The 25,865-nt window shown below is 63.4% G+C and carries 23 protein-coding genes and 1 tRNA gene; 18 read left to right on the top strand and 6 right to left on the bottom strand.

Annotated elements, in window-relative coordinates; translation table 11 throughout:
• Nucleotides 1-374: 374 nt before the first annotated feature.
• The 7 genes from ACEWFR_RS08950 to ACEWFR_RS08920 all read left to right on the top strand — a co-directional run bounded on the left by ACEWFR_RS08950 (nt 375) and on the right by ACEWFR_RS08920 (nt 6,601).
• Nucleotides 375-2,723, top strand: a complete 2,349-nt coding sequence (locus ACEWFR_RS08950) for a PAS domain S-box protein (RefSeq protein ID WP_374060694.1) — start codon at nt 375-377, stop codon at nt 2,721-2,723.
• 32 nt (nt 2,724-2,755) lie between these two features.
• The gene (locus ACEWFR_RS08945) at nt 2,756-3,082 is read left to right on the top strand and encodes a DUF5785 family protein (protein WP_374060693.1); all 327 of its coding nucleotides are present in this window, start codon (nt 2,756-2,758) and stop codon (nt 3,080-3,082) included.
• Between the two features lie 76 nt (nt 3,083-3,158).
• Entirely contained in the window at nt 3,159-3,929 is a 771-nt protein-coding gene (locus ACEWFR_RS08940; protein WP_374060692.1) for a GTP cyclohydrolase III, read from the top strand.
• 168 nt (nt 3,930-4,097) lie between these two features.
• Nucleotides 4,098-4,706, top strand: coding sequence for a cyclic nucleotide-binding/CBS domain-containing protein (locus ACEWFR_RS08935; protein WP_374060691.1), 609 nt, complete (start codon nt 4,098-4,100; stop codon nt 4,704-4,706).
• A 101-nt stretch (nt 4,707-4,807) separates the two neighbouring features.
• Nucleotides 4,808-6,031 (top strand): phosphoglycerate kinase, encoded by a 1,224-nt coding sequence (pgk, locus tag ACEWFR_RS08930; protein ID WP_374060690.1) that lies wholly within the window; start codon nt 4,808-4,810, stop codon nt 6,029-6,031.
• A complete protein-coding gene (locus ACEWFR_RS08925) occupies nt 6,000-6,515 on the top strand; it encodes an N-acetyltransferase family protein (protein WP_374060689.1) in 516 nt (171 codons plus the stop codon). The genes pgk and ACEWFR_RS08925 overlap by 32 nt, the downstream gene beginning before the upstream one ends.
• 12 nt (nt 6,516-6,527) lie before the next feature.
• A tRNA-Thr gene (locus ACEWFR_RS08920) sits at nt 6,528-6,601 on the top strand.
• Nucleotides 6,602-7,469: 868 nt separating this feature from the next.
• On the opposite strand, the gene ACEWFR_RS08915 is transcribed toward ACEWFR_RS08920, so the two are convergent.
• Nucleotides 7,470-8,090, bottom strand: coding sequence for a universal stress protein (locus ACEWFR_RS08915; RefSeq protein WP_374060688.1), 621 nt, complete (start codon nt 8,088-8,090; stop codon nt 7,470-7,472).
• Between the two features lie 133 nt (nt 8,091-8,223).
• Between ACEWFR_RS08915 and ACEWFR_RS08910 the strand changes: the two genes are divergently transcribed.
• The 3 genes from ACEWFR_RS08910 (at nt 8,224) to ACEWFR_RS08900 (ending at nt 11,757) form a co-directional block, all read left to right on the top strand.
• Nucleotides 8,224-9,048, top strand: a complete 825-nt coding sequence (locus ACEWFR_RS08910; protein ID WP_374060687.1) for a DUF6159 family protein — start codon at nt 8,224-8,226, stop codon at nt 9,046-9,048.
• 274 nt (nt 9,049-9,322) lie between these two features.
• Nucleotides 9,323-10,957 carry a long-chain fatty acid--CoA ligase gene (locus ACEWFR_RS08905; protein WP_374060686.1) on the top strand — a complete coding sequence of 545 codons (1,635 nt, stop codon included), beginning with the start codon at nt 9,323-9,325 and terminating at the stop codon, nt 10,955-10,957.
• Nucleotides 10,957-11,757, top strand: a complete 801-nt coding sequence (locus ACEWFR_RS08900; protein ID WP_374060685.1) for an enoyl-CoA hydratase/isomerase family protein — start codon at nt 10,957-10,959, stop codon at nt 11,755-11,757. The genes ACEWFR_RS08905 and ACEWFR_RS08900 overlap by 1 nt, the downstream gene beginning before the upstream one ends.
• A 180-nt stretch (nt 11,758-11,937) precedes the next feature.
• On the opposite strand, the gene ACEWFR_RS08895 is transcribed toward ACEWFR_RS08900, so the two are convergent.
• Nucleotides 11,938-12,384 (bottom strand): dCTP deaminase, encoded by a 447-nt coding sequence (locus tag ACEWFR_RS08895; protein ID WP_374060684.1) that lies wholly within the window; start codon nt 12,382-12,384, stop codon nt 11,938-11,940.
• Between the two features lie 336 nt (nt 12,385-12,720).
• On the opposite strand from ACEWFR_RS08895, the gene ACEWFR_RS08890 reads away from it, so the two are divergent.
• Nucleotides 12,721-13,389 (top strand): O-methyltransferase, encoded by a 669-nt coding sequence (locus tag ACEWFR_RS08890; RefSeq protein ID WP_374060683.1) that lies wholly within the window; start codon nt 12,721-12,723, stop codon nt 13,387-13,389.
• Here the strand turns inward: ACEWFR_RS08890 and ACEWFR_RS08885 are convergent.
• From ACEWFR_RS08885 to ACEWFR_RS08875, 3 genes are all read right to left on the bottom strand, one after another.
• A complete protein-coding gene (locus tag ACEWFR_RS08885) occupies nt 13,374-13,835 on the bottom strand; it encodes a hypothetical protein (RefSeq protein ID WP_374060682.1) in 462 nt (153 codons plus the stop codon). The two genes, ACEWFR_RS08890 and ACEWFR_RS08885, sit on opposite strands and share 16 nt — an antisense overlap.
• 158 nt (nt 13,836-13,993) lie before the next feature.
• The gene (locus ACEWFR_RS08880; RefSeq protein ID WP_374060681.1) at nt 13,994-17,662 is read right to left on the bottom strand and encodes a PAS domain S-box protein; all 3,669 of its coding nucleotides are present in this window, start codon (nt 17,660-17,662) and stop codon (nt 13,994-13,996) included.
• 124 nt (nt 17,663-17,786) lie between these two features.
• Nucleotides 17,787-18,239: a hypothetical protein gene (locus ACEWFR_RS08875; protein WP_374060680.1), complete on the bottom strand. Its 453-nt coding sequence runs from the start codon at nt 18,237-18,239 to the stop codon at nt 17,787-17,789.
• Between the two features lie 139 nt (nt 18,240-18,378).
• Here ACEWFR_RS08875 and ACEWFR_RS08870 point away from each other — a divergent pair, with 139 nt between their 5' ends.
• Nucleotides 18,379-18,909 carry a hypothetical protein gene (locus ACEWFR_RS08870; protein WP_374060679.1) on the top strand — a complete coding sequence of 177 codons (531 nt, stop codon included), beginning with the start codon at nt 18,379-18,381 and terminating at the stop codon, nt 18,907-18,909.
• 173 nt (nt 18,910-19,082) lie between these two features.
• Here ACEWFR_RS08870 and ACEWFR_RS08865 read toward each other — a convergent pair whose 3' ends face one another.
• Nucleotides 19,083-19,898, bottom strand: coding sequence for a hypothetical protein (locus tag ACEWFR_RS08865; protein ID WP_374060678.1), 816 nt, complete (start codon nt 19,896-19,898; stop codon nt 19,083-19,085).
• Between the two features lie 745 nt (nt 19,899-20,643).
• On the opposite strand from ACEWFR_RS08865, the gene ACEWFR_RS08860 reads away from it, so the two are divergent.
• The 6 genes from ACEWFR_RS08860 to ACEWFR_RS08835 all read left to right on the top strand — a co-directional run bounded on the left by ACEWFR_RS08860 (nt 20,644) and on the right by ACEWFR_RS08835 (nt 25,764).
• Nucleotides 20,644-21,414 carry a creatininase family protein gene (locus ACEWFR_RS08860; RefSeq protein ID WP_374060677.1) on the top strand — a complete coding sequence of 257 codons (771 nt, stop codon included), beginning with the start codon at nt 20,644-20,646 and terminating at the stop codon, nt 21,412-21,414.
• Nucleotides 21,415-21,530: 116 nt separating this feature from the next.
• Nucleotides 21,531-21,956, top strand: coding sequence for a CopG family ribbon-helix-helix protein (locus ACEWFR_RS08855; RefSeq protein ID WP_098727199.1), 426 nt, complete (start codon nt 21,531-21,533; stop codon nt 21,954-21,956).
• Between the two features lie 173 nt (nt 21,957-22,129).
• The gene (locus ACEWFR_RS08850; RefSeq protein ID WP_098727198.1) at nt 22,130-22,507 is read left to right on the top strand and encodes a cupin domain-containing protein; all 378 of its coding nucleotides are present in this window, start codon (nt 22,130-22,132) and stop codon (nt 22,505-22,507) included.
• A gap of 121 nt (nt 22,508-22,628) precedes the next feature.
• Nucleotides 22,629-23,075 (top strand): hypothetical protein, encoded by a 447-nt coding sequence (locus ACEWFR_RS08845; RefSeq protein ID WP_374060676.1) that lies wholly within the window; start codon nt 22,629-22,631, stop codon nt 23,073-23,075.
• A 521-nt stretch (nt 23,076-23,596) separates the two neighbouring features.
• Nucleotides 23,597-24,232, top strand: a complete 636-nt coding sequence (locus ACEWFR_RS08840) for a hypothetical protein (protein WP_374060675.1) — start codon at nt 23,597-23,599, stop codon at nt 24,230-24,232.
• Nucleotides 24,233-24,612: 380 nt separating this feature from the next.
• Nucleotides 24,613-25,764 carry an acyl-CoA dehydrogenase family protein gene (locus tag ACEWFR_RS08835; protein ID WP_374060674.1) on the top strand — a complete coding sequence of 384 codons (1,152 nt, stop codon included), beginning with the start codon at nt 24,613-24,615 and terminating at the stop codon, nt 25,762-25,764.
• Nucleotides 25,765-25,865 lie beyond the last annotated feature (101 nt).

Below are 25,865 nucleotides of genomic sequence, written 5' to 3'. Positions count from 1 at the left end.
TTCCGAACCGGCCAGCGATCGATGTCGACGGGTAGTGTGCGGTGATTTCGATCGGACCCGCCGACCGACCGGCTATAGTGTCAACTGAAACGATTGCCATACCGATCGCATAGTCCGCGGTTCTCGCTCGCGGTGCTCGCTCACGGCTCGCTTTGCTCGCCGTTCGCATCCCCGCGGTTCTCGCTCACTCCGTTCGCTCCGAACCGCGCTCGCTCCGAACCGCGCTCCTGTCGTGCGATCAGATATGCAGTGACGCCCAGTTGGGACTGTCGTCCTCGAGTTGGCGACCTGACCGCCATCTCGTTCGGTCCAAACGAACGAGCAACCGAACCGGAGGCCCAAATCTATATCCACACCGTACCGAGAGATAGGGCATGAGCAACCGAGACGAATCTCGGCACGAGAGCGTCTCGATCGAGCCGGTTCGCGTCCTCTGTGTGGACGGCGACCCGGAGCGCCTCGCTGAGACGGTCGACGCCCTCGAGCGAGCGGACGACGCCATCGAAACGCTCGATGCGACCGGCACGAGCGATGCACTCGAGCGCCTCGCCGGGACCGACGTCGACTGCATCGTCTCGGAGTACGAGCTCCCCGATGCGGACGGGCTGGCGTTGCTGGACGCGGTCCGAGCTGACGACGAGGCCTGTCCCTTCGTGCTGTTCACGGGCGCGGGCTCCGAAGCGATCGCGAGCGAGGCGATTTCCGCCGGCATCACGGACTACCTGCGGCGGGACGCGACCGAGTACGCGACGCTGGCGGAGACCGTCCGCACCGCCGTCGAGACGACGCGGAGCCGCCTGCAACGACAGCGCCAGCTCCGCGCAATCGAAACCGCACGGGAGGGGATCAGTCTGCTCGACGAGGAGGGACGATTCGTCTACGTCAATCAGGCGTACGCTGACCTCTACGGCTACGAGCCCGCCGACCTGATCGGCCAGCACTGGGGGCGACTGTATCCGGACGACGAGATCGAGCACGCCCGCGACGTGATCATCCCGACGGTGATGGCCGAGGGCGACTGGTACGGCGAGACGACGGGGCTCCGATCGGACGGGAGCACCTTCGCCGAAGCCCACTCGCTGTCGACGACCGGCGACGGCGATCTGATCTGTACGGTCCAGGATGTGACGGACGAAAAGGAACGCGAGCGCGATCTCGAGCGCTACGAGACGATTATCGACGCCCTCGGCGATCCCGTCTATACGGTCGACGCCGAGGGCCGGTACGCGTTCGTCAACGACGCCTACGCCGAAATGACTGGCTACGAGAAGGACGAAATCGTCGGTCAGGACGTTTCCGTCCTGCTCGATGAGCCGTCCGTCGAACGCGGCACCGACTGCGTCCGGTCGCTGCTCTCCGACGCGACCGCCGAGCGCAAGCGCACCTACGAGATCACCGTCGAAACGAGCGACGGCAGAACGATCCGCTGCGAGGATCACTGCTCGTTACTGCCCATCGAGGACGGCCAGTACCGCGGCGTCGCCGGCGTCGTTCGCGATATCACCGAGCGCACGGCCCGCGAACGAGAGCTCGAACTCGACGAGACGATCCTCGAGACGATCCCCGACGAGGTGTACGCGCTCGACGAGGAGGGGTACCTCACCAAGGTCGTCCCGCCGATCAACGCCGAGATGACGACGACGGGGTACCGGCCCGAGGAACTGGTCGGCGAACACGTTTCGATCATCATGGACGACGACGATATCGCCACCGCCGAGGCGGAGATTCGTGCACTGATACAATCGGACGAACGCGAACACGCCTCCTTCGAAATGGAGACGATCACGGCCGACGGCGAACGCGTACCCAACGAGAACCACATCGCGCTCCTCCCGCGCGAGGAGGACGGTCGCATCCAGGGAACCGTCGGCGTCTTGCGCAATATAACCGAGCGCAAAGCGCGCGAACACGAGCTAAAGGCGCAAAACGAACGGCTCGATCGCTTCGCCGGCATCGTCTCCCACGACCTCCGCAACCCGCTGAACGTCGCGCAGGGGCGACTCGAGATCGCCCGCGAGACCTGTGACTGCGCCGACGACGATCTCGAGGCCGTCGCGTGGGCGCACGACCGCATGTCGGTCCTGATCGAGAACATCCTGACGGTCGCACGGGAACGCGATCCGTCGCTGGACGTCGAATCGGTCGACCTCGCGACGCTCGCCGAGGACTGCTGGAGCCACGTTGAGACGGCCAACGCCGCGTTGCGAATCGAGACGGATGCCGTCGTTCGTGCCGACCGGTCGCGACTCGCTCAGCTCCTCGAGAACCTGATCCGCAACGCCGTCGAACACGGTTCGACGAGCCCTGACTCACAGACGCATCAGGATACCGTGGAGAACGGCTCCACGAACCCCGACTCGCAGGCTCATCGGGACACCGTGGAGAACGGCTCTGCGACCCGTTCAGACCCCAAAGGCCCGATCGGACCCGGCCGCCCGAGCGTCACGATCACCGTGGACGATCTCGCGGACGAGACCGGCGGCGGCTTCGCCGTCGAGGACGACGGTCCCGGTATTCCAGCGGACGACCGCGACCGCGTCTTCGAGAGCGGCTACTCGAGCGCCGACGGCGGGACCGGCCTCGGACTCTCGATCGTCGACCGGATCGCCGAAGCCCACGGCTGGACCGTGACCGTAACCGACGGGAACGTCGGCGGGACCCGGTTCGAACTGACCGGCGTCGAGCGGGCGGATCGGCGACGAGCCGACGGCGACGGAGAGTAATCCTTTTGCGGGTCCCCTGCACACGGTCGGGTATGAGCAGCAACTGGCCGGTCGATCCCGACGGCGAGGAGGGCAGCGAGGGGATGCGCAAGTTCGACATGCGGATCATCGCGGACAAGGTCGACGAGGCGGAGGACTTCCCGATGGATCGCGACGAGTTCGTCGCTGAGTACGGCGACTATCCGATCCGGATCAACTACGAGACGGTCGTCCCGATGAGCGAGATCTTCGAGTACGTCGAACCCGAAGAGTTCGAGACGATGGTCGACATGCACAAGGCCGTCGGCGCGGCAATGCGCGCCGGTAACTTCTGGAAGTACCACCCGCAGGGCAAAAACCCCGAGAAGAAACCCGCCTGAGGCCCGGTTCCCGAGTCGCGTCACGAATCTGGATTACGTATCACTTATACGACGGCGTTCGAAAGAATCGGTCACAGTGACTAACACGCAGGTGACGCTCGTTCAGATCGACAACTACGGGCCGTGGACCGTGACGCCGGAACCCCGACGGGAGGCCGACCTCCAGACGATGCAGTCCCGACTGTTCGCAGATATCTCTCAGTTCGTCGGCAACCGCGGTGGCTACACCTTCTTCACTCGCTTCGACAACATGATCGCCGTCACGAACGGCTGTTCGCTCGAGGACCACGCGCTCCTCCAAGAATCGGTCGGTAACCGGTATCCCGTGACGCTCAGTCTCGGCGTCGCGACCGGCACGAGCCCCGTACAGGCCCTCTCGGACGCAACCGAATGCCTGCAAGACGCCGGCAGCGCACAGGACAAGCATCGCCGCGAGTGCCTCGAGGGCCGGACCATCGCGGACGACTACCGGACTGACGACGACATCCAGATCGCACACTTCGACGTGATCGACGCGACCGGCAACTACACCGACGAACTCAACGCCTTCGACACGTTCATCGAGATCGAACAGGGGTACGCAGAACTGATGCGGCACATGCGCTACACCCACAACAGCCTCTCCTTTTTCGTCGGCGGCGACAACGTCATCGTCGTCTGTCCCAATCTCGAGCGGGCCGACTACGAGGAGGCGGCCGCTCACGTCGCCGAGGCCGTCGACGTCGAGATGCAGGTCGGCGTCGGTCGCGGGAAGAGCGCCCACGAGGCGGGCTACGATGCGAAACACGCGCTCGAGACCTGCCGGGCCGACGGGACCAGAGTCGAACTCGAGTGGGAGACGGCCTGAGACGGACCGATGATCGTCGGTTTCGGTCCGACCGGGACCTGCCCTGCGATTGCTCCGGGAACATCGGTACAGTAGCCCGGATGAATTCTGGAAGAAAGGAACTTTGTTGCCGATTTGCTTAAGCGTGATGGAGGTAGCTTTTAGCCCGTTCGTGGGATGCGTTCACACATGGAATCGGAACTGTCAGTCAGAGAAATCCTGACGAGCGACTACGTCGGTGTCAGCGAGTCCGACACCGTTCTCGATGTCGTTTCCCTCATGCGAGACGAACGGACGAGTTGTGCGCTGGTCGTCCGCGGTTCGGAGCCAGTCGGCATCGTGACCGAGTGGGACGTGCTCGGTCTCGTCGATGACGAACGCGATCCCGCCACGACGACCGTCGGCGAGGCGATGACGACTCCAGTCATCACGGTCGGTCCCGACCGGTCGCTCACCGACGTCGCCACCACGATGGCTCGACAGAACATTCGCAACGTCATCGTCGACGACGACGACGGGATCGTCGGCCTGGTCACCCAGCGCGACGTCATCGCCGCTGCGAGTTCGTTCCAGGCGACGATGACCCCCACCCGCTCGAGCGAGCCGCCGGTCGATCGGGATCGCGAGCTCGCGGATCCCGTGGCCGCCCGTGCGAGCGGGGCGGGCAACGGCGGAGCGCTCCCCAACGGCGGCGACGAGTACACCACCCAGGGCGTCTGCGAGGCCTGCGGCTCGCTCGCGGACGCGCTGTGGGACGCCAACGGCCAACTCGTCTGTACGGACTGTCGGTCGGTGTGACCGGCCTCCGGCCGGACGGCGGCGTGATCCGTGTCACCGGTCGCCGAGCCCTATCTCTCCGATAGAAAGACCTTTCGGGGGCCGCGGTGCACGGATCGATAATGATCGCGACCCTCGACGATCTTGACGTCGAAGGGACTACCGTCGGTGTTCGCGTCGACGTCAATAGTCCGATCGGCGATGATGGCACGCTCGCGGACGACGCCCGACTGCGCGCTCACGTCAACACGCTCTCGGAACTCTTAGAGCGCAACGGTCGGGTCGCCGTCCTCGCCCATCAGGGTCGGCCCGGCAGCGACGATTTCGTCACCCTCGAATCCCACGCCGACCGCCTCTCGGAACTGCTCGGCCACCCCGTCGACTACGTGGACGCGACCTTCACCGCCGCCGCCCGCGAGGCCGTTAGGGACCTCTCGAACGGCGACTGCCTCGTCCTCGAGAACACCCGCTTTTACAGCGAGGAGTACATGGAGTTCGAGCCCGAACGGGCCGCCCGGACGCATCTCGTCGACGGACTCGAGTCGGTGCTGGACGCCTACGTCAACGACGCCTTCGCCGCGGCCCACCGCTCACAGCCCTCGCTGGTCGGCCTGCCGACCGTCCTCCCCAGCTACGCCGGCCGCGTGATGGAATCCGAACTCGACGTGCTAGGCTCCATCGAAGAGACGCCCGAGCCCCGCGCCTACGTCCTCGGCGGCGCGAAGGTGCCCGATTCGATCGACGTCGCCTGGTCCGTCCTCGAGAAGGGGCTGGCCGATCACGTCCTCACCGCGGGCGTCGTTGGCAACGTCTTTCTCATCGCGGACGGCGTCGATCTCGGCGACGCCAGTTCCGACTTCATCTACGATCAGGGCTACTGGGACGAGATCGACCGTGCCGCCGATCTGCTCGACGCGTACGGCGACCGGATCGCACTGCCCCGCGACGTTGCCGTCGGCCGGAACGACGAGCGCCACGAACTCGGCGTCAATGCCCTCCCGCCCGGTGACGGCGAGTCCGCAATGGACATCGGCGAGTCGACGCTGGATTACTACCGGCGAATCCTCGCGGACGCGGAAACGGTGATCCTCAACGGTCCCGCCGGCGTCTTCGAAGACGAGCGCTTCCAGACGGGGACCCGACAGCTCTACGACGCCGCGACGGACAGTCCGATGAGCATCGTCGGGGGCGGCGACACCGCCTCCGCACTACGCAAACTCGGCGTCAGCGGGTTCTCCCACGTCAGCACCGGCGGCGGTGCCGCGTTGCGGATGCTCACCGCCGAATCACTCCCCGCCGTCACGGCACTCGAGAATGCCCCCGAACGACCCGCAGCCGACGATTGAACCCGCCTCCCGGGACGACCTCGAGACGCTCACGGACCTGTGGGTCCGACTCGCCCGCGATCAGCGCCGGTACGAGTCGGCCGTCCGCGCCGACGCGAACCGCGAGACGATGCGCGAGACGCTCGGGGCCTATCAGGTCGCCGACGGGCTGCTCGTTGCCCGCCTCGAGGGCGACATCGTCGGCTTCGCGTCGGTCTCGATCGAACGCGGCACCCTCGAACTCGACAGCACCCGCGGCATGCTCTCGAATATCTACGTCGAACCGGCCGTCCGCGGTCGCGGGATCGGTACCGCGTTGCTCGAGGCGGCCGAGGAGTCGGTCGCAGAGCGGGGCGCAGACGAACTGTTACTCGAGGTGATGGCGGACAACGAGGCCGCTCGCCGCTTTTACCGTCGCCAGGGGTACGACGAGTTTCGGGTCACGATGTCGCGCTCGCTCGAGGACCGGAAGGAAAACGATACACATTCAAAGGAGGACGGCTAACCGACGACCTGTGCCAGGGGAGCATGGGCGGTTCATGCACTCGACTTGTAATCGAGACTCCCGGGGTTCAAATCCCTGCCCTGGCTTTTCTCCTCGCGAACGGACGTGAGCGTCGGCAGCTGAAGTGGGAGTTCGAGTAGCCCGCGAACGAGCGCAGCAGGGACGGAGGCGTGGGTCAAATTCCACCCTCGGCCGTTTCTCGCGACGGATCTGCGCAAGTGAAAAGCCGGCTGTTATTTGAACGACGCGACAGGTACCGTCTCGCTGCTTCATTTTCGCGGATTAGTCTCGCCTTTGTTGGACGAACTGACCGACAGATCGGGGAAGACGCTTCCCGCTAGATCGAATGTGCCCGGATTGATATGTGGCCATACAGGTTAATGTACTCTCGGAGAAATTCGAGGATGTGAAAAACAGGTATATCGCGATATTCGCGGTTGAAGGCGCTGGAGTCGGGGTCCTCTTCTATTTACTCCTTCGGCATACGATTAGAAACATCATCGATGTCTCTCAATTGATACCACAGTTTCCATATGTCGGGATCGTTGCGAATATAATCGGACTCGGTCTCGTTCTCCCGCTCGTCGTGTACGTGACTATCATGGCAGTAAAGCGTCTGAGTTTGCACAAGGTGTAGTGTTACGAGCGATGGATTCGATCGAACAGTCGAATCGTTGTACACCGCTTCTCACAGATCGCCGCCGGTGAGTAACGGCAACCGCCCCGTCAAGCGGTCACGGCTTCATACCGGAGTTCAATCCGAAAGCACTCGGTTCGCTGTTCCTGAGCGCAGGGAATTGGCACGTACTCCAGTAACGTCGTTCGATACCCGACGCTACGCGGTCACCAAGCGATGGCACTTAGCCGCTCGAGACAGAATCCGACGGCTGACCGCTATGATATCGTCGCATAACGAGCGCGCGCTCACTCGAATACACGTACACGTTGCATTCCCTACTCGGTGTCGGGTCCCTTGGCGACCCGGGCCTCGCTCGTCACGGCGTCGACGTGGACGTGGACTGGTCCCGCGTCGGTCTCGAGGGGCACGATCCAGGAGGCGCTGGTCCGGTGTGGATCATCCGAGACGCGGATCCCGTCGTACCCCTCCTGATCGGCGGTCTTTCGGGCGATCTCTGCGGCTTCGTCGGCGTCTTCGATCCGAATCTCGTCGTTCAGGCGGACGGTGACGACCGGGATGTCGGCCATTCGGACGATGCGTTCGGTGACGCTGCCGACGAGCACCCGATCGAGTCCGGTCCGGCCCTGCGTTCCCATGACGATCATGTCGATCCCGTGGTCGTCAGCGTACGCGAGGATCGCCTCGTGGGGGACACCCTGTTCGACCGCCGTCTCGACGTCGACGCCCTCCCGCGTCGCTTCGGCCTCGATCCGCTCGACCGCCCGCTCCGCGGCGGGGATCGCTTCGTCGGTCTGGAGCGTCCCCAGCGGCCCTTCGGGGACGACCGACAGCGCGTGAATCGTCGCGTCGAATCGCTCTGCGATCGCCAGTCCGTGCGTGAGCGACCGACGAGTTCCGTCGCTCCCGTCCGTCGGAACGAGGATGTCCTGGTACATCGATACCGCGAGGCTAGGCAACGCGGCCGTAAATACCCTCGAGTCCGTCCCCGTTCCTCACAGTAGCGTTCTCGTGACGACGGAGAGTCAACGCAACGACACTATTATATATTCGCACAGAGAAGTCGGAAATATGTTCGACGGATTTCGACGCGGGCTGGCGGGTATCGACGCCAGCATCGACGTGTTTCGAAACCGCCCCCGACTCGCGATTCTTCCGCTGTTGAGTCTCGCGGTCGTCGGAAGTGCGTACGCGGTCGGCGGTGTCGCATTACTCCACTACGGACTCGTCGATTCGGTGTTCACGAACCGGCTCGTCAAGTACGGCGTCATCTTCGTTGGCCTCGCCGTCTCCTCGAGCGTCGGCATCTTCTTCAACGCCGCGATAGTCCACTGTGCGACCCGACAGTTCGCCGGCGAGGAGCCGACCGTCCGCGACGGGTTGGCCGCCGCGTGGGCGGTCCGCGGTCGGATCGCGAAGTGGGGGCTGCTGTCCGCGACCGTCGGCACCCTCCTCTCCATCTTGAACGACAACGTTCCCGGTGTCGGGACGCTCACCCGGTCGATCCTCGATCTGGCGTGGGGGCTTCTGACGTTTTTCGCCGTCCCGGTGATCGTCACTGACCGGACCGATACGCTCCGGTCGGATCTGCGACGGAGCGGGGACACCTTCGCTCGAACGTGGGGCGAGAGCGTGACCGTGACGTTCGGGATCGGGCTGGCGCTACTTCCGGTCGCGCTCGCCGGTATCTGCCTCCTCGCCGCCGCGTACCTGTCTGCGACGGGCATTGCCGCGTACGTTATGGGAACGGTCGGCGGCCTGCTGCTCGTCGCGACGATCGTCGTCACGCAGGTCCTCGGCATGATCGTTCGCGCCGCCCTCTACCAGTATGCGACCACCGGCGAACCGGTCGGTCCACTCGAGGCCCTCTCGCCGGACGATATCTTCTCGGAGTGACTGGCGATGCCTCGTCAAGCCGTGTATGAGTGACCGCCGGGGTCTCCTTCGTTCCATCCCTTGACACGGAGATTCCGTATGAAGGATACCGAATATGAGGTGTACGGACGTCTGCGGCCTCGAGTCGCCCGTCGTTCGACTCATCATCGTTCTCGAACGATTCGTGTCACAATGTAACACTCGTCAATGGCGTTATTCTTGGAAAGAGATACCGCCGCTGTCCCCGAACGATGTAAATCTTTTTTACGATACACGGAAACGCATTGCACGGACTATGACAAATCTTGTCACTAATGTTGCGGATGCCGTCGAGGAACACGGCGAGAACACCGCGATCGGGTTTCAGGGGTCCGAGACGAGCTACGAGGAGTTCTGGGGGCAAACGGGTGCGTTTGCGACAGCACTCGAGGAGCGCGGCATCGGCGAGGACGACCGCATCGCGCTCTATCTCCCCAACCTGCCGCAGTTCGTGATCTCGTTCCACGGGACGCTTCGGGCCGGCGGGGTCGTCGTTCCGATGAACCCGCAGTACAAGACCCGCGAGATCGGCCACCTGCTCGAGGACAGCGAGGCCAAGGTGGTCGTCGCACTGGCCGACCTCGTCCCCTTCGTCGACGAGGTCCGGGACGACACGAGCGTCGAACACGTCGTCAGCGTCGGCGGCGACGCCGAAGGTGCGACCGCGTTCGGGGACTTCCTCGAGCCGGGTGATCCCGGAATCGCCGACCGTGACGACGACGACGACGCGGTCCAGCCCTACACGTCCGGGACGACCGGCCAGCCGAAGGGCGTCCAGCTCACCCACAACAATCTCGCGTCGAACGCGAACGCCGCCGCGGAGCTGATCCCCGACGGGATCCGTCCCGACGACAAGGGGCTTGGCGTCCTCCCGCTGTTCCACATCTACGGGATGACCGTCACGATGAACGCGGCGCTGTTCAACGGCGGCGCCTACTACCCGATGGCCTCGTGGGACGCACAGGAGGCCATCTCGCTGATCGAGGACGAGGAACTGACGATCATGCACGGGGTGCCGGCGATGTACAACGACGTCATCAATCAGCCCGACGCCGAGGAGTTCGACATGTCGTCGCTGCGGCTCTGCGGCGTCGGCGGCTCCGGCATTCCGGTTGAGGTCCTCCGACAGTTCGAGGAGCTCTACGAGCCGAAGATCTACGAGGGGTACGGCCTGACCGAGACCAGCCCGATCACCCACTTCAACAGCCCGATCGAGGGCCGGCGAGTCGGCAGCATCGGGAAGACCGTCCCCGGCGTCGACTCGAAGGTCGTCGATAGCGCGGAACGAAGTTCCGCTGACCATTCGGGCGGCGACGAGCCGCCCGAAGACGACGACTTCGGCGAGGTCGACCCGGTCGAGGAGGGACCGGTCGACGAGGAGGAGGCCGACCTCCACGAGATCACCGGCGAGATTGTCGTCGCCGGCCCGAACGTGATGAAGGGCTACTACGGCCTGCCCGACGCGAACGAGGAGGCGTTCACCGAGGAGGGTGGCCGGCGCTGGTTCCACACCGGCGACATCGGCTACCACGACGAGGATGGCTTCTTCTACGTCGTCGATCGCGAGAAACATATGATCGTCACCGGAGGCTACAACGTCTACCCGCGCGAGGTCGAGGAACTCCTCTTCGAACACCCCGACGTGGCCGACGCGGCCGTCGCGGGGATTCCGGACGAGCGCCGCGGCGAGACGATCAAGGCTTTCATCGTTCGCACGCCCGACGCCGACGTCACGGAAGACGAGATCAAGGAGTACTGCCTGACCAATCTCGCGGAGTACAAACACCCCCGAGAGGTCGAGTTCGTTCAGGAACTGCCGCGGACGACCACGGGCAAAGTCCAGAAGTTCAAACTCCGTGAGCAGGACGGCGACGAGGAGGTGACCGAATAATGGCGCTCGGCGACGCGGTCCTTCTCGATATCGAAGACGACGGCCCCGCGACGATCACGCTGAACCAGCCCGACCGCCGAAACGCCTTCTCGGCAGAGATCCACGACGGGTTCGTCGCGGCCTTCGAGGAGATCGAGGGCAGTGACGCCCGCTGTGTAGTTATCGAAGGCGCTGGCGGTGCGTTCTCGGCCGGGGGCGACGTCGAGCGGATGGTCGACGCCCTCGAGGAAGACATCCCTGCCGACGATCGTGCACGCAGCCTCGAGCAGCGAACGAAAGAGATGATGACCGCGCTGGTCGACTGTCCGATCCCGACAATCGCGGTGATCGACGGCCCCGCAGTCGGTGCCGGCGCGAACCTCGCCATCGGCTGTGACGTGCAACTGGCCAGTGACCGCTCGGTGTTCGGCTTCGTCTTCCGACAGGTCGGGCTGAGCGTCGACGCCGGCACCTCCTACCTGCTCCCGCGGATCGTCGGCGAAAACGTTGCAAAGGAACTCGTCCTCACGGGCGACATCTTCGGCGCGGATCGCGCGGCCGACCTCGGCCTGGTCAACCACGTCTACGCCGCCGACGAGTTTGATGACCAGGTCGACGAGTTCGTCGAGAAGATCGTCTCCGGCCCGCCGATCGCGCTGCGACACGCCAATCGACTTGTCGGCGAAGGCCTCGAGAAATCGCTCGAACAGGCCCTGACCGACGAGGCGGTCGCACAGGGGATCGTCTTCGAGACGGACGATCACGCGGAAGGCGTGAACGCCTTCCTCGATGATCGCGAGCCCGAGTACGACGGGCAGTAGCATCGGTCACCGGGTTCGATACCGTTCTCTTTCTTCGGAGTTGCGGCCGTTGGCAGGACACTTCTCACACGGATCCACTCAGAACCCGCTGTACCGTTCACACGTTTACTGATACACGTATTCACCGAACCGCCAAACCGCGACAAAATCAGTGGCCGCTGACCGAAACCGACTGCGGAGTCACTGAGAGCTGCCGTGGAGTTCCATTAGCGTCGACACCCGCGCGTTCTCCTTCAGTCGGAGCCCGCCGTCGGCCACCGACAGCGGCAGCAATGGCAGGTGGTCTCGGACGTGCATCGAGGGATGGGAGCCCCCTCGAGCCAACAGCTCGTTGCGCGCCTGGAGCTGTGCTGCTCCCTCCAGCCCCGTCAGAAACTCGTTGTGCTGGATCACGTACTGGCCGCCCTCGAGGTGCCACCAGCCGTACTCGTCGTGGGGGCTCTCCTGTTCGGTCGGCACCGGCTCGAGGTCGGCCTCCGCGAGTTCGTCGCCGCCGAAGTCGATGCGACCGGGAGCGGCGACCTCGTAGATCGCACCGACGGTCAGGTCGATCCCGTGTTCGTGAACCTGTACCGGCTCGTACACCAGATTGTCGACGGAGTCAGCAAGGGGGTGTTCGGCGGACATATCGGGTTGGTAGACGGTCTCGAGTCCAAAAAGAGTATCCTCGCCGGTGGCTCGCGTTTCAGACAGCGATGGCCGACACCGTCGGCTGACGGGATCGACACTCTCGTCCACCCGCGGAATGGACAGCGGGGGAAAAACGACCGCTACGAACGGGTAACCGATCTCTACGAACGAGTCCTCGAGCGATTCGACGAACATCCCGATCGCGTCTCGTTCCCCGTGAGTCGGAACCGGTAGGTATCCGTCGGGTGCGGAACGCGGATGACGGGACGAGTGGGACGGAACGACCGCGTCCGGCTCCCCGAACCCTATAGGCTGGCGATCGTATTCTCGCGTATGACCGATGTCCTCACGGACGAGATCGGCCGCTTCGTTCGCGCCGTCGGCCCGGATCCCGACGAAACCCTGATCGAGATGGACGAGTACGCCGCCGCCGAGGGGTTCCCCCACGTCGGCCCTGCGGTCGGCGCGTTCCTCCGGTTCGTCGCCCGACTGAGCGACGCCGAGCGCGTCTTCGAGTTCGGATCGGGCTACGGCTACTCCGCCTACTGGGTCGCCGACGCCCTTCCCGCGGACGGCGAGATCGTCCTCACCGAGGTCGACGAGGACGAACTCGAACTCGCCCGCGAGTACTTGGCTGCGGGCGGCTACGACGGAATCGCGCGCTACGAACTCGGCGACGCGATGGAAACGATCGATCGCGCCGACGGCCCCTTCGACATTGTCCTGATCGACCACCAGAAAGACCGGTACGCGGACGCGTTTGAGGCCGTCCGCTCGAAGGTTCCGGTCGGCGGCGTCGTTGTCGCTGACAACGCGATCACAGCGAGCGTCCTCGACTTCGAAGACTTGCTCGAGTGGGCCGAGGGCGGCGTTCCCGTCGACTGTACCGAACACACGCAGGGGGTCATCGACTACCTCGAGACGGTTCGTGCCGATCCGACCTTCGAGACGGTCGTCGTCCCGCTGGGAGAAGGAATTGCCGTCAGCTATCGAGTCGAGTAATCTGACGCGTCGCCGTCGAACATTTGGTCGTCGGGTTCCGCTGCTGGAGCCGGGGAGCCGTACTCGCGGAAGCCAAGGAAAATCGTCGACGCAGCGGCGGCGAGCAGCGTCGCCCACGTGACCGCGGTGAGCGCGACGACCGTCGCCTCAGCGGGGCCCGGTGCGACGGAGCCGATCGACTCGAGGCCGACGGCGTGAGCGCCGGCAACCCCGAGAAACGAGACCCACAGCGCCAGTGCGGTGACGGCGAGCGTCTGTCGGGAGACGGACTGGGCGTAGCGAGCGACGCAGTAGACGCCGACGACGGCAAGCCCGGTCGCTCCGAGCAGTAGTCCGAGCCCGTCGATAGCAGCGGCGGTCGCGACGCCGGCGACAGCAAAACAGGCGAGCGAGGCGGCAAGCAGAGATCCATCCGAACCGCGTATTGTCGGAATCACGTCGTGCACCGCTTTGCCGGGTCGAGTAGGTGCTCGAATATATAGCTGTTGACTGACTGCAGTCGACTCGAATCGATCGCTTGAATCGGTGTTACGGCGATAGTAGCCACTGAAACGAACCACATGCTGATCGCAACGCCGTTATGCGATCAGGTGTGCACTGGCGTTCAGTGACTACTATATTCCGACGCCGGCGGCGACGGTTCGGTCTCGTCGACGGCGGGCAGGGTAAGCGAGAACGTCGACCCTTCGCCGGGCTCGGAATCGACGCGAATCTCGCCGCCGTGGCGCTCCACGATCCGGTGACAGAGCGCGAGGCCGATCCCGGTTCCCTCGTGTTCCTCGTGACTATGGAGGCGCTGGAACACCTGAAAGATCCGATCCTGGGCCGACGGATCGATGCCGATGCCCTCGTCGCGGACCGAAATCTCCCACTCCCTGCCGCTCCGTTCGGCGCTAACGTGGATCCGCGGGGGCTCGTCCCCACTGTACTCGATCGCGTTCGTCAGGAGGTTCTGGAACACCTGTCGGAGCTGGCTCGCATCGCCCGCGACGACGGGAAGCGGCTCCGCCGTGATCTCGGCGTCTCGCTCCTCGATCCTGACCGTCAGATCCTCGCGGACGTCGGCGAGAACGTCGGCGAGATCGACCGGCTCGAGGGGATCGCCCTGCGACTCGACGCGGGAGTACTCCAGGAGGCCGTCGATCATCGCCGCCATCCGCTCGGCACCGTCGACCGCGTACTCGATGAACTCCTCGCCGTCCGCGTCGAGTTCGTCGCCGTAGCGGTGTTCGATCAATTGGAGGTAACTCGTGACCATCCGCAGCGGTTCCTGGAGGTCGTGGGAGGCGGCGTAGGCGAACTGCTCGAGTCGCTCGTTCGACTCCTCGAGTTTGCGCCGGTACTCCGTTCGCTCGGTAATGTCCTGGACGACGAGCATACCGCTTGCGACCTCGCCGCCGGTCTGAACCGGCAGCGTCGTCGCGCGCAGAGTTCGACCGCGATAGGTCACCTCGAAGGAGCGTTCGTCGCCGTCGAGAGCGGCCCGAAAGTGGGGCTCGATCTCCGTCACTAGCTCGTCGGGATACCGCTCGTAGATCGTCTGCTCGAGTTCGGCCACTCGATCGGTATCGAGGTCGTCGAGGAGCTGTCCGCCCGCGGCCGTGTACCGTAGCTCCTCGTTAAACAGGGCGACGACGCCGTTCGGGAAGTTCTCTGCGAGTGTACGGTAGCGCTGCTCGCTCTCCTCGAGCCTGCGCTGGCGTTCCTTCCGTTCGGTGATGTCCCGGACGACACCGATCCGTTCGGACCCGGACTCGTCGGTGGTGATCGACGTGACCGTCGCTTCGACCGGCCGTCGCTCGCCGGACTCGGTCTCGAGATCCGTCTCGACGGTCGGCATGTCGCTCTCGTCTTCCGCGACCTGCCGGGCGTGGTCCATCACCTGTTCGTCGACGACGAGCGAGGCGTGGCTTCCGATCAACTCGTCGCGATCGTAGCCGGTGAGCGCCACGTACGCGTCGTTGACCATGGTGAATCGGCCGTCCCCGTCAAGGACGTAGATCCCGTCCTCGACGGTTTCGATGATCCGTTCGTACTGCTCGAGTTGGCGCTCGCGACGTTTCCGATCGGTAACGTCTCGGAAGTATACCGATAGCCCCGTCTCGGAGGGATACGCCTGAATCTCCATCCAGATGTCGAGCGAGCCGGAGTAGCGCTCCCACGAGACCGGTCGCTGAGACTCCATCGCCTCGCGATACCGGTCGCCGAGATCGGATGTCGTCGCGCTGGGAAACACCTCCCAGATGGTCTCACCGAGAAGCTCCGCCTCCGTGTGGCCCAGCAGTTCCGCGGCGCGATCGTTGACGTGGGTAAACCGCCACTCGTCGTCGAGCGCGTAGAACGCGTCCGAGACGCGTCCGAGGATCTCGCTCAGTTCGGTCTCGAGTTCGTGCTTGCGGCGCTCGAGGCGGCGTTCCTGTTCTTTGAGCGTCGTGATGTCTTCGCCGGCGGAGATGACTCGCTCGAGCGAGCCGTCCGGCCCGAAGACGGGAACGGCCGTGATGGAGAACCACGTTCGGTCACCGGTCGGGTCCTTGACGACGAACTCCTCGTCACGTACCGACTGGCCGGTCGCTCTGACGCGCGCCGAGGGACCGGTCTCGGGATCGATCGGCTCGCCGTCCGCATCGAAGACGTCCAGCGCGGCGAGCAACTCGGTCTCGCCGAGGGGATCGCGGTCGCCGAGTCCCAGTTCGGTCTGCGCGTGACGGTTCGCCAGCACCGTCTCGCCGTCGGCGTCTTCGACCGAGATCGCGACCGGTGCGGTCTGGAGGAGCGTTTCGGTCTGGTTCCGCTCACGTTCGAGCGTCCGTTCGCGGCCGATCCGGTCGAAGGTCGCCTCGAGACTCGAGGCGACGATGTTCGCGAGCGAGAGATCGGCCTCATCGAACGCGGTCCGCTCCTCGGAGCCGATGATGACGACGCCGTGGGTCCCGAGGGGAAGGCAGATCTCGCTTTGGATCGGCGTCTCCGGATTGTAGACGTTCGACTCCGTCGTCACGTCATCGTAGATCGCCGGCTCGCCGGTATCGTAGACGTGCCAGGCGATCCCCTCACCGGCCGCGAACGTGGGAATTTCCTCAAACAGGGACGCTGCCGGCTGGGACCAGGCGACGGGCTCGAGCGTCGCTCGCTCCGGTTCATACAGGAAGACGCCGTTGATCTCGAGGTCGAGGATGTCGAACAGGTGCTGACAGGCCTGCTCGGCGACTGCTTCGCGCGTCCCGGTCTCGAGCCACTCGCGAACGGCCTCGTTCAGCCGGCGAAGCTGGTAGGTGCGTCGGTGCTGTTCGGTGACGTCGTAGTAGAGTTCGACGCGTCCGCCCGCGTACGGGCCGGATTCGATCGGTTTACTTCGGTGCTCGAGCCAGCGTTCCTCCCGGTCCTCGCTCGGCGTCACGTGACAGTCGAATCGTTCGGTGTCGCTGTTGTCATCGTAGGTCGCACTGAGCGTCTCGACGAATCGATCCGGATCGCTGACCCGCTCGGCGATGATCTCATCTAATAGCTCGCGTTTGTCCCGGTCGACCACCGCCGTCGAGTCGAGGCCGAAGTATCGCTCGATCGCGTCGTTGACCCACGCGACGTCGAACGATTCGTCGAGGACGAAAACGCCCACGTCGGCCCCCTCGAGCACTGCAGTAATCGATTCGAACGAGCGAAACGAGCCGGACTCGGACGCCGCGGCCGGCTCAACCGGCCGGTCTGCGCTCTCGCCCGTCTCCAATTCCGCGGGCGACGCGCCCTCGAACGGTCGCGACTCGAGGTCGCGAACGACGCCGACCGTCCCCCGCCGGCCGTTGTCGGCAGGCACCGTCCCGAGGCGTAGTTCGCAGGGAATTTCGGTGCCAGCGGCCGTCCGGATTACTCCCTCGGTCGAGGTGACGCCGCCCTCGTCATCGCTCGCTGTCCCGTCCCTTCCTTCGTCCCCGTCGGTACCTGCGTTCCTATCGCTATCCGCGTCCCCATCGCCATCCGAACCCGGATCGCTATCCGCGTCCCCATCGCCACCCGAACCGTTCTCATCGCCCCCGAATGCGTCGGTTCCGAATCCGCTAACGAGTTGCGAGATGTGCTCGCCGCGGATCACCTCGCGGTCGTAACCGGTCAGCTCGAGGAGGGTATCGTCGATTGCGATGATCCGATCGTCGGCGTCAAGCTGGAAGACTCCCTCCGCGACCGTGTCGACGAGCGTTCGGTACCACTGGAACCCTGACAGATCTCCACCATCGCTCCAGGGCGCGAAATCCGCCGGTTCCACCCGTTCAGTCATTGGACGAATGATGCCGTTCGAACGGATAAGTCCAGCGCCGCCGGTCTCGACTGTACGCCGGTTTCAGCGCCCCGTCATCGCGGTCGGCGGACGGACGCAAGGACAGGCCGCTCGTCGAGAGCCGTTACTCCTCGCCGCCGTCGGCGAGGACGCGCTCCTCCGGCGTGGGCCGTCCCGGATGGATACCGTACCGGGCGAAGCCGTACAGCACCGTCACCGACACCGCACAGCAGACCGTCGCGCCGGCGACCGACTCGAGGACGAGGCTGGCGACCGGACTGGCGAACGCGTCGCCAACGGCGGCCGCCGACTCGCTGGCGGGAGCGGTCGCCAGCGCGTAGGGAAGAAACGTCGCGAACGCGAGCAGCCACCATCGCTTCGCCGTGTGGCGGAGCTGTGTCGTGCTGTACTCCTGGGTCGTCCTGGTGACGCCGGCGACGCCGAGTGCGATCAAGAGGAGCGCGGGAATCGTTCGGAGGGGGGAATCAAAGCCGGTATTACCCGCGACGCCGAGGGCGACGATCGCGACGGAGCCGGCGAGGAAGAGAATCGAGCGGCTGCGGCCTGTTCGAGGCATTCTGTCCTGCGGTAGTCGCGGATTGTACAAAACTCTCGCGAAGCGACGATCCCCTCGATAGAGTGACAGTCTCGCCGTCCGACCGTCTCTCACAACAAAGGACGTATTACCGATGCCCGCAACTCGAACGTGAGAACGAATGAGGGAACGCGATGGCGCCGACGCCGGGACACTCCTCCGCCGGTACTCGTCGGCCGCGGCCAAAAGACTCACCAACGTCGTCTCGGGGTTGCCCGGCACCGGAACTGCAGGGCGTCTCGGGCGACTCTGGCAGCGCCACGTCCGGGAGCGTCCCGACCAGTATCGGGCGTCGATCACCTTTCCGACCGCCCCGGACCGCCCGTCGGTCGGCGAGGTCCACGGCTGGATCGAGGATCTCGAGTACGCGTTCGAGGGCCGCCTCGACGTCTACGCCCGGCGCGGGAGCGTCGCGGTCGAGACGGACAGGGTCTCGGCCGAACTGTTCGACGAGGCCGAGTTCGACGCGATCTGTGAGCGCATCGAGGACGGGTACAGCGGTTCGCACTCGATCGCCCATCTGAAAAAGTGGCGACGACACGACGATGGACTCGTCAGAGCCCACGTGATCGTCCCGGTCAAGCCGCTGTTTCCGCCCGACGAGGCCGACGATCCGACGGCTCGAGCCGCGACCGAAATCGAAGCCGACTGATCGGTGAGTCGCGACCGATCGGAATCGGCTGCGCGCGGGTACTGTGCCGACTGCGCGAGTGCTGTGCCGACAGCGTCGACTGCGATTGATACCGTGCCGACAGCGTCGACTGCGATTGATACCGTGCCGACAGCGTCGATCGCGAGCGTGACTGCGCGATTCGACGCGTGCGATCAGTCGTCGTCGTCGCTCGGCCCGGGACCGGGCTCGGATCCAGGTTCGCGGTCGGTGCTCGGACTGCTTCCGGCCCGCTCGCTGCTTCGGGATCGGCTCCCGCTGGACTCGTCCTCGCTCGGGGTGACGCTGCTCGTTCGGCTCATCCAGCCACTGATGTTCTCGGCGACGTAGTCCTTGCCGCCCCAGCCGAACGCGATGCCGGCACCGATGGCGACCGCCGCGCCGAGACCCCACGCGAGCGCTCGGGCGAACACGTAGAGAATGCCGACGTCGATCCCCATCGTGTCGAGACCGATGACGACCGCCGTGAAGTAGAGGAACATCCGCGCGCCGGTCGCGAACCACGTGGTGTAGGCTGTCTGGGTCGCCGCGCGAGTTCGTTCGATCGCGTCACCGATGAAGTCCGCGACGACGAACCCGATGGTGATGACGAGCAGCCCCGCGATGAACGCCGGCAGGTACGAGACCGCCGTCGAGATCCACTCCGACAGCAACGGGATCGCCAGCGCGTTCGCGGCCGCGAGGAACGCGAGCGCGTAGACGAACCACTTCGCCAGCGAGCCGAACGCGCTCGAGACGGCCTGTTCGGTACCGCCGAGGATGCGCCCCAGCGGCGTCTCGAGGACCATCCGGTCGAGTTCGACGCCGTCGGCGATTCGTCGGACGACGCCCGCGGCCAGTCGGCCGACGATCCAACCGATGAAGAGGATCACCAGCGCGCCGACGATCCGCGGGAGGAACGTGATCAACTCCGCGATCGGGTCCTGTAGCCAGTCCGGAACCTGTGCTTGAGCGGGATACAGTGGTGCCATGTGCAGTCGTGGTTGGTGCCGCCCGCCTTTCGTAATTGAGTGCGTATTAATCAGTCACGAAACCAACCTGTTCCGATCGCTGTCGACGCGACGATTGAAGTGTCTGTTACGGCGAATTGCGCGATGACCGTACCGTGACAGTTCGTGACGGGTTCGGCTCCGGACGACAGCGTTTCCGGCCAGCGATCGCGAAATAACCCTCGAGCCGGCGGGCGATAAACGCGTTTTGTAACCGAGTTCGGAATCGGCGACGAACAGTTGTCAATCGAGTGGAAACGGCTGGAGGAACCGACCGGCCAAACCTGTCCAGTTTCACTCATAGGGGCCGGTCAGCGGTCCGTCGGACGGGACGGAGATATTGCGGCCGAACGCGGCCGATTTCGATACGATGAGTGGCTGTCGTTGCCAGCACTCTACGGATCTCGATACTCCAACTGTGGGGCGACCGAATTGGACGAACGAGCGTCTCCTAGCCGATCGGTCGAAATACTTCTTGCAATTCGACGTCGATCCGTACACCTTGACGGAACGAATCGGACAGAGAGACCGGGAGCACCCACGAACACCGCCGAACTCGGTAACCAACAATTACCGATGTCGCCGCGTCGACGCCGCTGGCGTCCCGAATTCGCGTCCCGGCCCCACCGGGTTCGGCGCTGGTACTGCGACCGGTGTCCGGACCGGGTTCGCTCGCGGATCTGCCGTCGACAACACGTTATTGGTGGCTCGCACACGAAACCTTCCCATGTACCTCGGCGACGAAGCGTGGCCCGACCTCGAGTCGTACTTCGAATCAGAATCGCTCGCACTGGTCCCGCTGGGATCGACGGAACAGCACGGGCCGCACCTGCCGGAGGCGACCGATCACCTGATCGGCGAAGCGTTCGCGCGGGCGGTCGCGGATCGGACGGGCTATCTCTGTACGCCGACGATCAATATCGGCGTCAGCGGCCACCATCGGCAGTACCACGGGACGATGTGGGTCGAGCCGCCGGCGTTCCGACAGTACATGGAGTCGCTGACGCGAAACCTCACGTCGCACGGGATCGATCGGGTGATCTACGTCAACGCCCACGGCGGGAACGTCCCCCACCTGCGCGAGGTCGGAGCACGCCTTCGGCAGGACGAAGTCGCGTACGCCATCGAGTGGATGTGGAACGACTCGATCCCGGAACTCGTCGACGACCTGTTCGAACAGAACGGCCCCCACGGCGGTCCGAAGGAGACTGCGCTGATCCAGTACCTCGAGCCGGAGCTGGTTCACGACGACCGACTCGAGGAGGCCAGAGACACCGGAATCCCGGACGTCGAAGCGGCCGAGACGGTCAAACACGGCTCGCGAACGTTCTACGACGCGGCCGACAATACGACCAACGGCGTGCTGGGCGATCAGACGGATGCGACGGCGGCGAAGGGTGAGCAACTGTTCGAGGCGGCGAGTGATCAGCTCGTCCAGCTCTGTGAATGGCTGGCGGCCCAGGAGTTCGAGGATTTGCTTCCAAGGGAACACGTTTGAGCCGGTCGGACACGGATCAACTGGAAGCAAGCACCGCTGTCCCAGTCGGTTCTCGAGGCATATCGACGGCCGCTCGTGATGATAATCCTTAATAGCTGTAGCGTCCAGTTTATTATATGGCAGTTGTCAGCGTCTCGATGCCGGACGAACTCTTAGAACGGCTCGATCAGTTCGCCGAAGAGCACGGGTACACCGGTCGGAGCGAAGTCGTCAGGGAGGCCTCGCGAAACCTGTTGGGCGAGTTCGAGGACACCCGGCTGGAAGAACGGGACCTGATGGGAATCGTCACGGTGTTGTTCGATTACGAGACGACGAGCGTCGAAGAGCGGATGATGCACCTGCGCCACGAACACGAGAGTCTCGTCGCGTCGAACTTCCACAGCCACGTCGGGAACCACTACTGCATGGAACTGTTCGTCCTCGAGGGAGAACTCGAGGATATCTCGGCGTTCGTCGGAAAAATTCGAGCGACCAAGGACGCGCTGACAGTCGACTACTCGGTCATGCCGGTCGATAGTTTCGATCCGCTCGCTCAGGGGTAGGACCGCAGAGCGAATTGAATGCCGATTCAGCGTAGACGAATCGAGACGGTGCAGACCGCACGTACCAGTACCCAACGGTCATGATAGTAGAGAGACAGGACGATCTCGGCGAATTCCGCGACCAAAGCCAGTCAACAGGATAGTTTTACTGTCGTCCTCACGTAAGGGTCCGTATGACATACCGGAAAGTCAACTACGAGGAGGTCGAGCAGGTCTCGAGTGCGATGCACGTTCTGAGCGATCCGCTCGAGACGGAGCAGGTGGGAGTCACGGTGGCTCGCTGCGATCCGGGCTGGAAGAGCAAGCCCCACGATCACACGGACAACGACCACGAGGAAATCTACGTCCTCATCGAGGGGGAGGCGACGGTCGTCGTCGACGACGAACCCGTCTCGATGGAAACCGGCGACGCGCTGTGGATCCCGCCCGCGTCGACCCGACAGATCCGCAACGGTGACAGCGAAAGCGCGTTCGTCCTCGTGAGCGCGCCCAGCATCGGGGACGACGAGGGCGACGGCGACGAATGGCTCCTGTCGGGATTCGCCGGGTGAGTCTCGAGCGGCGACGGGAGGGCCGCGACGTCCAGAACCGGAAAGAGGCAGGACGGTTTTGTGGTCCCGCGTCGTCACCGCCCGTAGGTGACCCTCGATCTACTCGAAACACCACGCAGCCGTGTCGCTTGTCGTCGCCGGGGTTCTGACCGCATTGCTCCCGTCGAATACGCTTTTCGGTCATTCGGTCCCCGCCGCGGCCGTCGTCGCCTACGGCACCGTAGTCGGCGTCTTCATCGATCTCGATCACTTTCTCATCGCTCGTCTCAAGACCGGCGACTGGGACGCCGTCCGATTCTGTCTCACCGATCCGGGTGCGGCCGTCGCTGACCAGTCGGAGATTTTCGATCCCGGTGACGTCGGCGTCCTCTCGCGTCTGTTGAGCCACGTCGTCCTGACCGGAATCGCGGTCCCGGTGATCGCCATCGCCAGTGTTCCACTCGCTATCGTCACCGGCGCCGTTCTCTACGCACACCTGCTCGCCGATCTCGTCTGGGATATCACCTTGCTCGAGGACCACGCGGACGCGGCGACGTCCGTCGACGACCTCGCACGGATGCTCGGATAGGAGCGTCGGCAGTATGATCGTATCATCTGGATTTTGACCCATTCGCTACTTTGCTCCCTAGAATCCGATGCCGACATCACCATTTGGGAATAACTGCTGTTGCATAATCATTAAGTACAGAGAGATCCAATACTCCAGTAATGTTCATGACCCGTCTTGGCTTTCCGGCCAAGATAAATTCTCGCCGCGCTCTGGGTAGCGGGTACACCCAGCGCGGAATATCTGAGTAAGAAGGGGCCCAATAGGAGAAGCCCCCTCACCCCCCTACTTAAAGGCTCCGCGTACAGATTCCCTTTTGGTTCCGTAGGAGCACTATTCCTGATGTTGTCTATCCTAACACTCCTGTTAGCCATAGTGCTTTTCGTCGGCTATACTCTAGAGGTCATAAGCGGAGAGTATGTCGTCAAAACCATTGTCAGTGGAATAAAGACTATCATCACCGGGCTTACTGTAGCAGTTGTGGTAGAATGTTACCAATCTGGTGATCAAACATAATGAGCTCACATGAGCGGTTGTCCGAGATGAATGAGGAAAGAAAAGAAATTCTCTACGAACGTATAGGTACGCCAGAACGGGGTGAGGAAACAAGCGAAGTCGGGAAGATGGAAATAGAAACGCTTGGTCAAACTCTTGAGTTGAAGTCGAGCGCACTGAACGTTGCGCGGGCTATTTACCAACGAGCGGTCCAGAATCGAACGATCGTTGAAAATTGTCGTGTAGTGGACCTTGCAGTTTGTTCAGTATATTTAGCTTGCCGGATAGAACAACTCGGATTTGATCCAGTAGCCGTTTCAAAAGAAAGTATGATTAGTCAATATACACTCAAGAAAATATTCCCACTGGTTAAGCAGGAATTGGATCTGGAAATCGGCCCTGTTGACCCTGAGAACCATGTCCAGCGCTACTGTGAGAATTTGGGGCTCTCTGAGGCAGTTGAAGAAACAGCAATCGAAATAATTGAGGCCACAAAAGATGACGTTCTCTCCGGCCGTTCTCCATCAGGATTTGCCGCTAGTGCAGTCTATGCCTCCTCTTTGCTTCAAAATGAGAAGCGGACTCAGAGACAAGTATCAAGACATACTGGTGTAAGTGCGAGAACCATCAGAGACACTTATCAGTTACAGATCCATACTATGGGAATTGCTGATAGAAATTAAATCTAATTCAATTAGAGATGCTCTCTACGTCGAAGACAGGTCCAGCTGTTATGAAAGCGCTTGCAGACACCAATTCAGAATGTAGTCCGGAAAGTAGGGATTTTCACAAAACAATTATCTAACTAATCGATCACCTGTGCTTATGGAACGTTGTAGAACACCCCACGTAGCGAGGTCGTGAGTAATAATCGTTCGGCATATAGACGCCCCGTATTTCCGGTAAACGGCTTAAAAACCGATCTAAACCATCATATCCGGTACAAAAATCCTACGCCGTCCCGAAATGAGGAAGGCATAGTGGGCTTACATTAGGTCGACCGATTTCTCGGGTTGCATTGTTCGACCGCGGCTATTTGCACCGCGCGACCGTTTCGCGGGATATGGAGTTACTCGACGACAGCATCGTGCCTGAGCACGCTCAAGGTGTCAAGGCCGAGGCCCGCGAGTTCGCGCGCGAACACATCGAACCGAACGCTCGGGAGTACTTTCAGGCCGGCGAGTACCCCGAGGAGATCCTCGAGGCCGGTCAGGAAGCCGACCTCGTGGCACAGGACATTCCGGCGGAGTGGGGCGGCCGGGGGCTCGATCTGGCGCAGTTGCTCGCGATCACGGAGGAGTTCTACCGGGCCGACGCGGGGATCGGGCTGACGCTGCAGCTGGCGAGTTTCGGCTGCGAGATCACCTACGAACACGGCACCGACGAGCAGTGCGAGGAGTACATCCGACCGGTGGCGGAAGGAGAACAGCGCTCGGGACTGGCGGTGTCGGAACCCGACACCGGCAGCGATCTCTCGGGGATGCAGACTCGAGCGGAGAAAGCGGGCGACGAGTACGTCATCAACGGCGAGAAGTATTGGATCGGCAACGGCGTCGAGGCGGACTGGGTGACGCTCTACGCCCGCACCGGAGACGACGAGGACAACCCCTACGGGAATCACTCGATGTTCATCGTCCCGACCGATACCGACGGCTACGAGGCCGAGCACATCCCCGAGAAGATGGCGATGCGCGCCTCGAAGCAGGCGCACATCGAGTTCGACGATTGCCGGGTTCCCGAAGAGAACCTGATCGGCGAGGAGGGTGACGGCTTCATGCTGCTCGCGGACTTCTTTAACCACGGTCGCGTCGCCGTCGCCGGCCACGGACTCGGCATCGCCGCGGCCGCCATCGAGGAAGCCTGGGAGTTCACACACGACCGCGAGGAGTTCGGGAAGACGATCAGCGACTTCCAGGCCGTCCAGCACGGCCTCGCCGACATGCTACTCGAGTTCGAGAGCGCTCGAACGCTCACCTGGCGCGCCTGCGAGAAGGTCACGAACGAAGACAACGCGGGGTACTGGGCCGCGATGGCGAAGACGAAGGCGACCGAGACGGCCGTCGACGTGTCCGAGCAGAGCATGCAGTTCCACGGCGGCCGCTCGATCCTCGACGAGCGACGGATCGCCCGCGTCTTCCGCGACGCCCGCATCCCAGTTATTTACGAGGGGGCGAACGAAATTCAGCGCAACCTCATTTACGGGCAGGCTCCCTGATCGACGGCTGCGGTCTCCTCAACCGCAGCGAGGAGCCGGTTCGACACTCACCCATGGCGACGCCGCTGTCACACGTCGGTCGAAAGAACAATCTCCATCGG

The sequence above is a fragment of the Natrinema sp. H-ect4 genome (assembly GCF_041894845.1).
Classification (GTDB): Archaea; Halobacteriota; Halobacteria; order Halobacteriales; family Natrialbaceae; genus Natrinema.
Note: the sequence above shows the minus strand (reverse complement) of the source record. Positions and strands in the feature narration are given on the sequence as shown.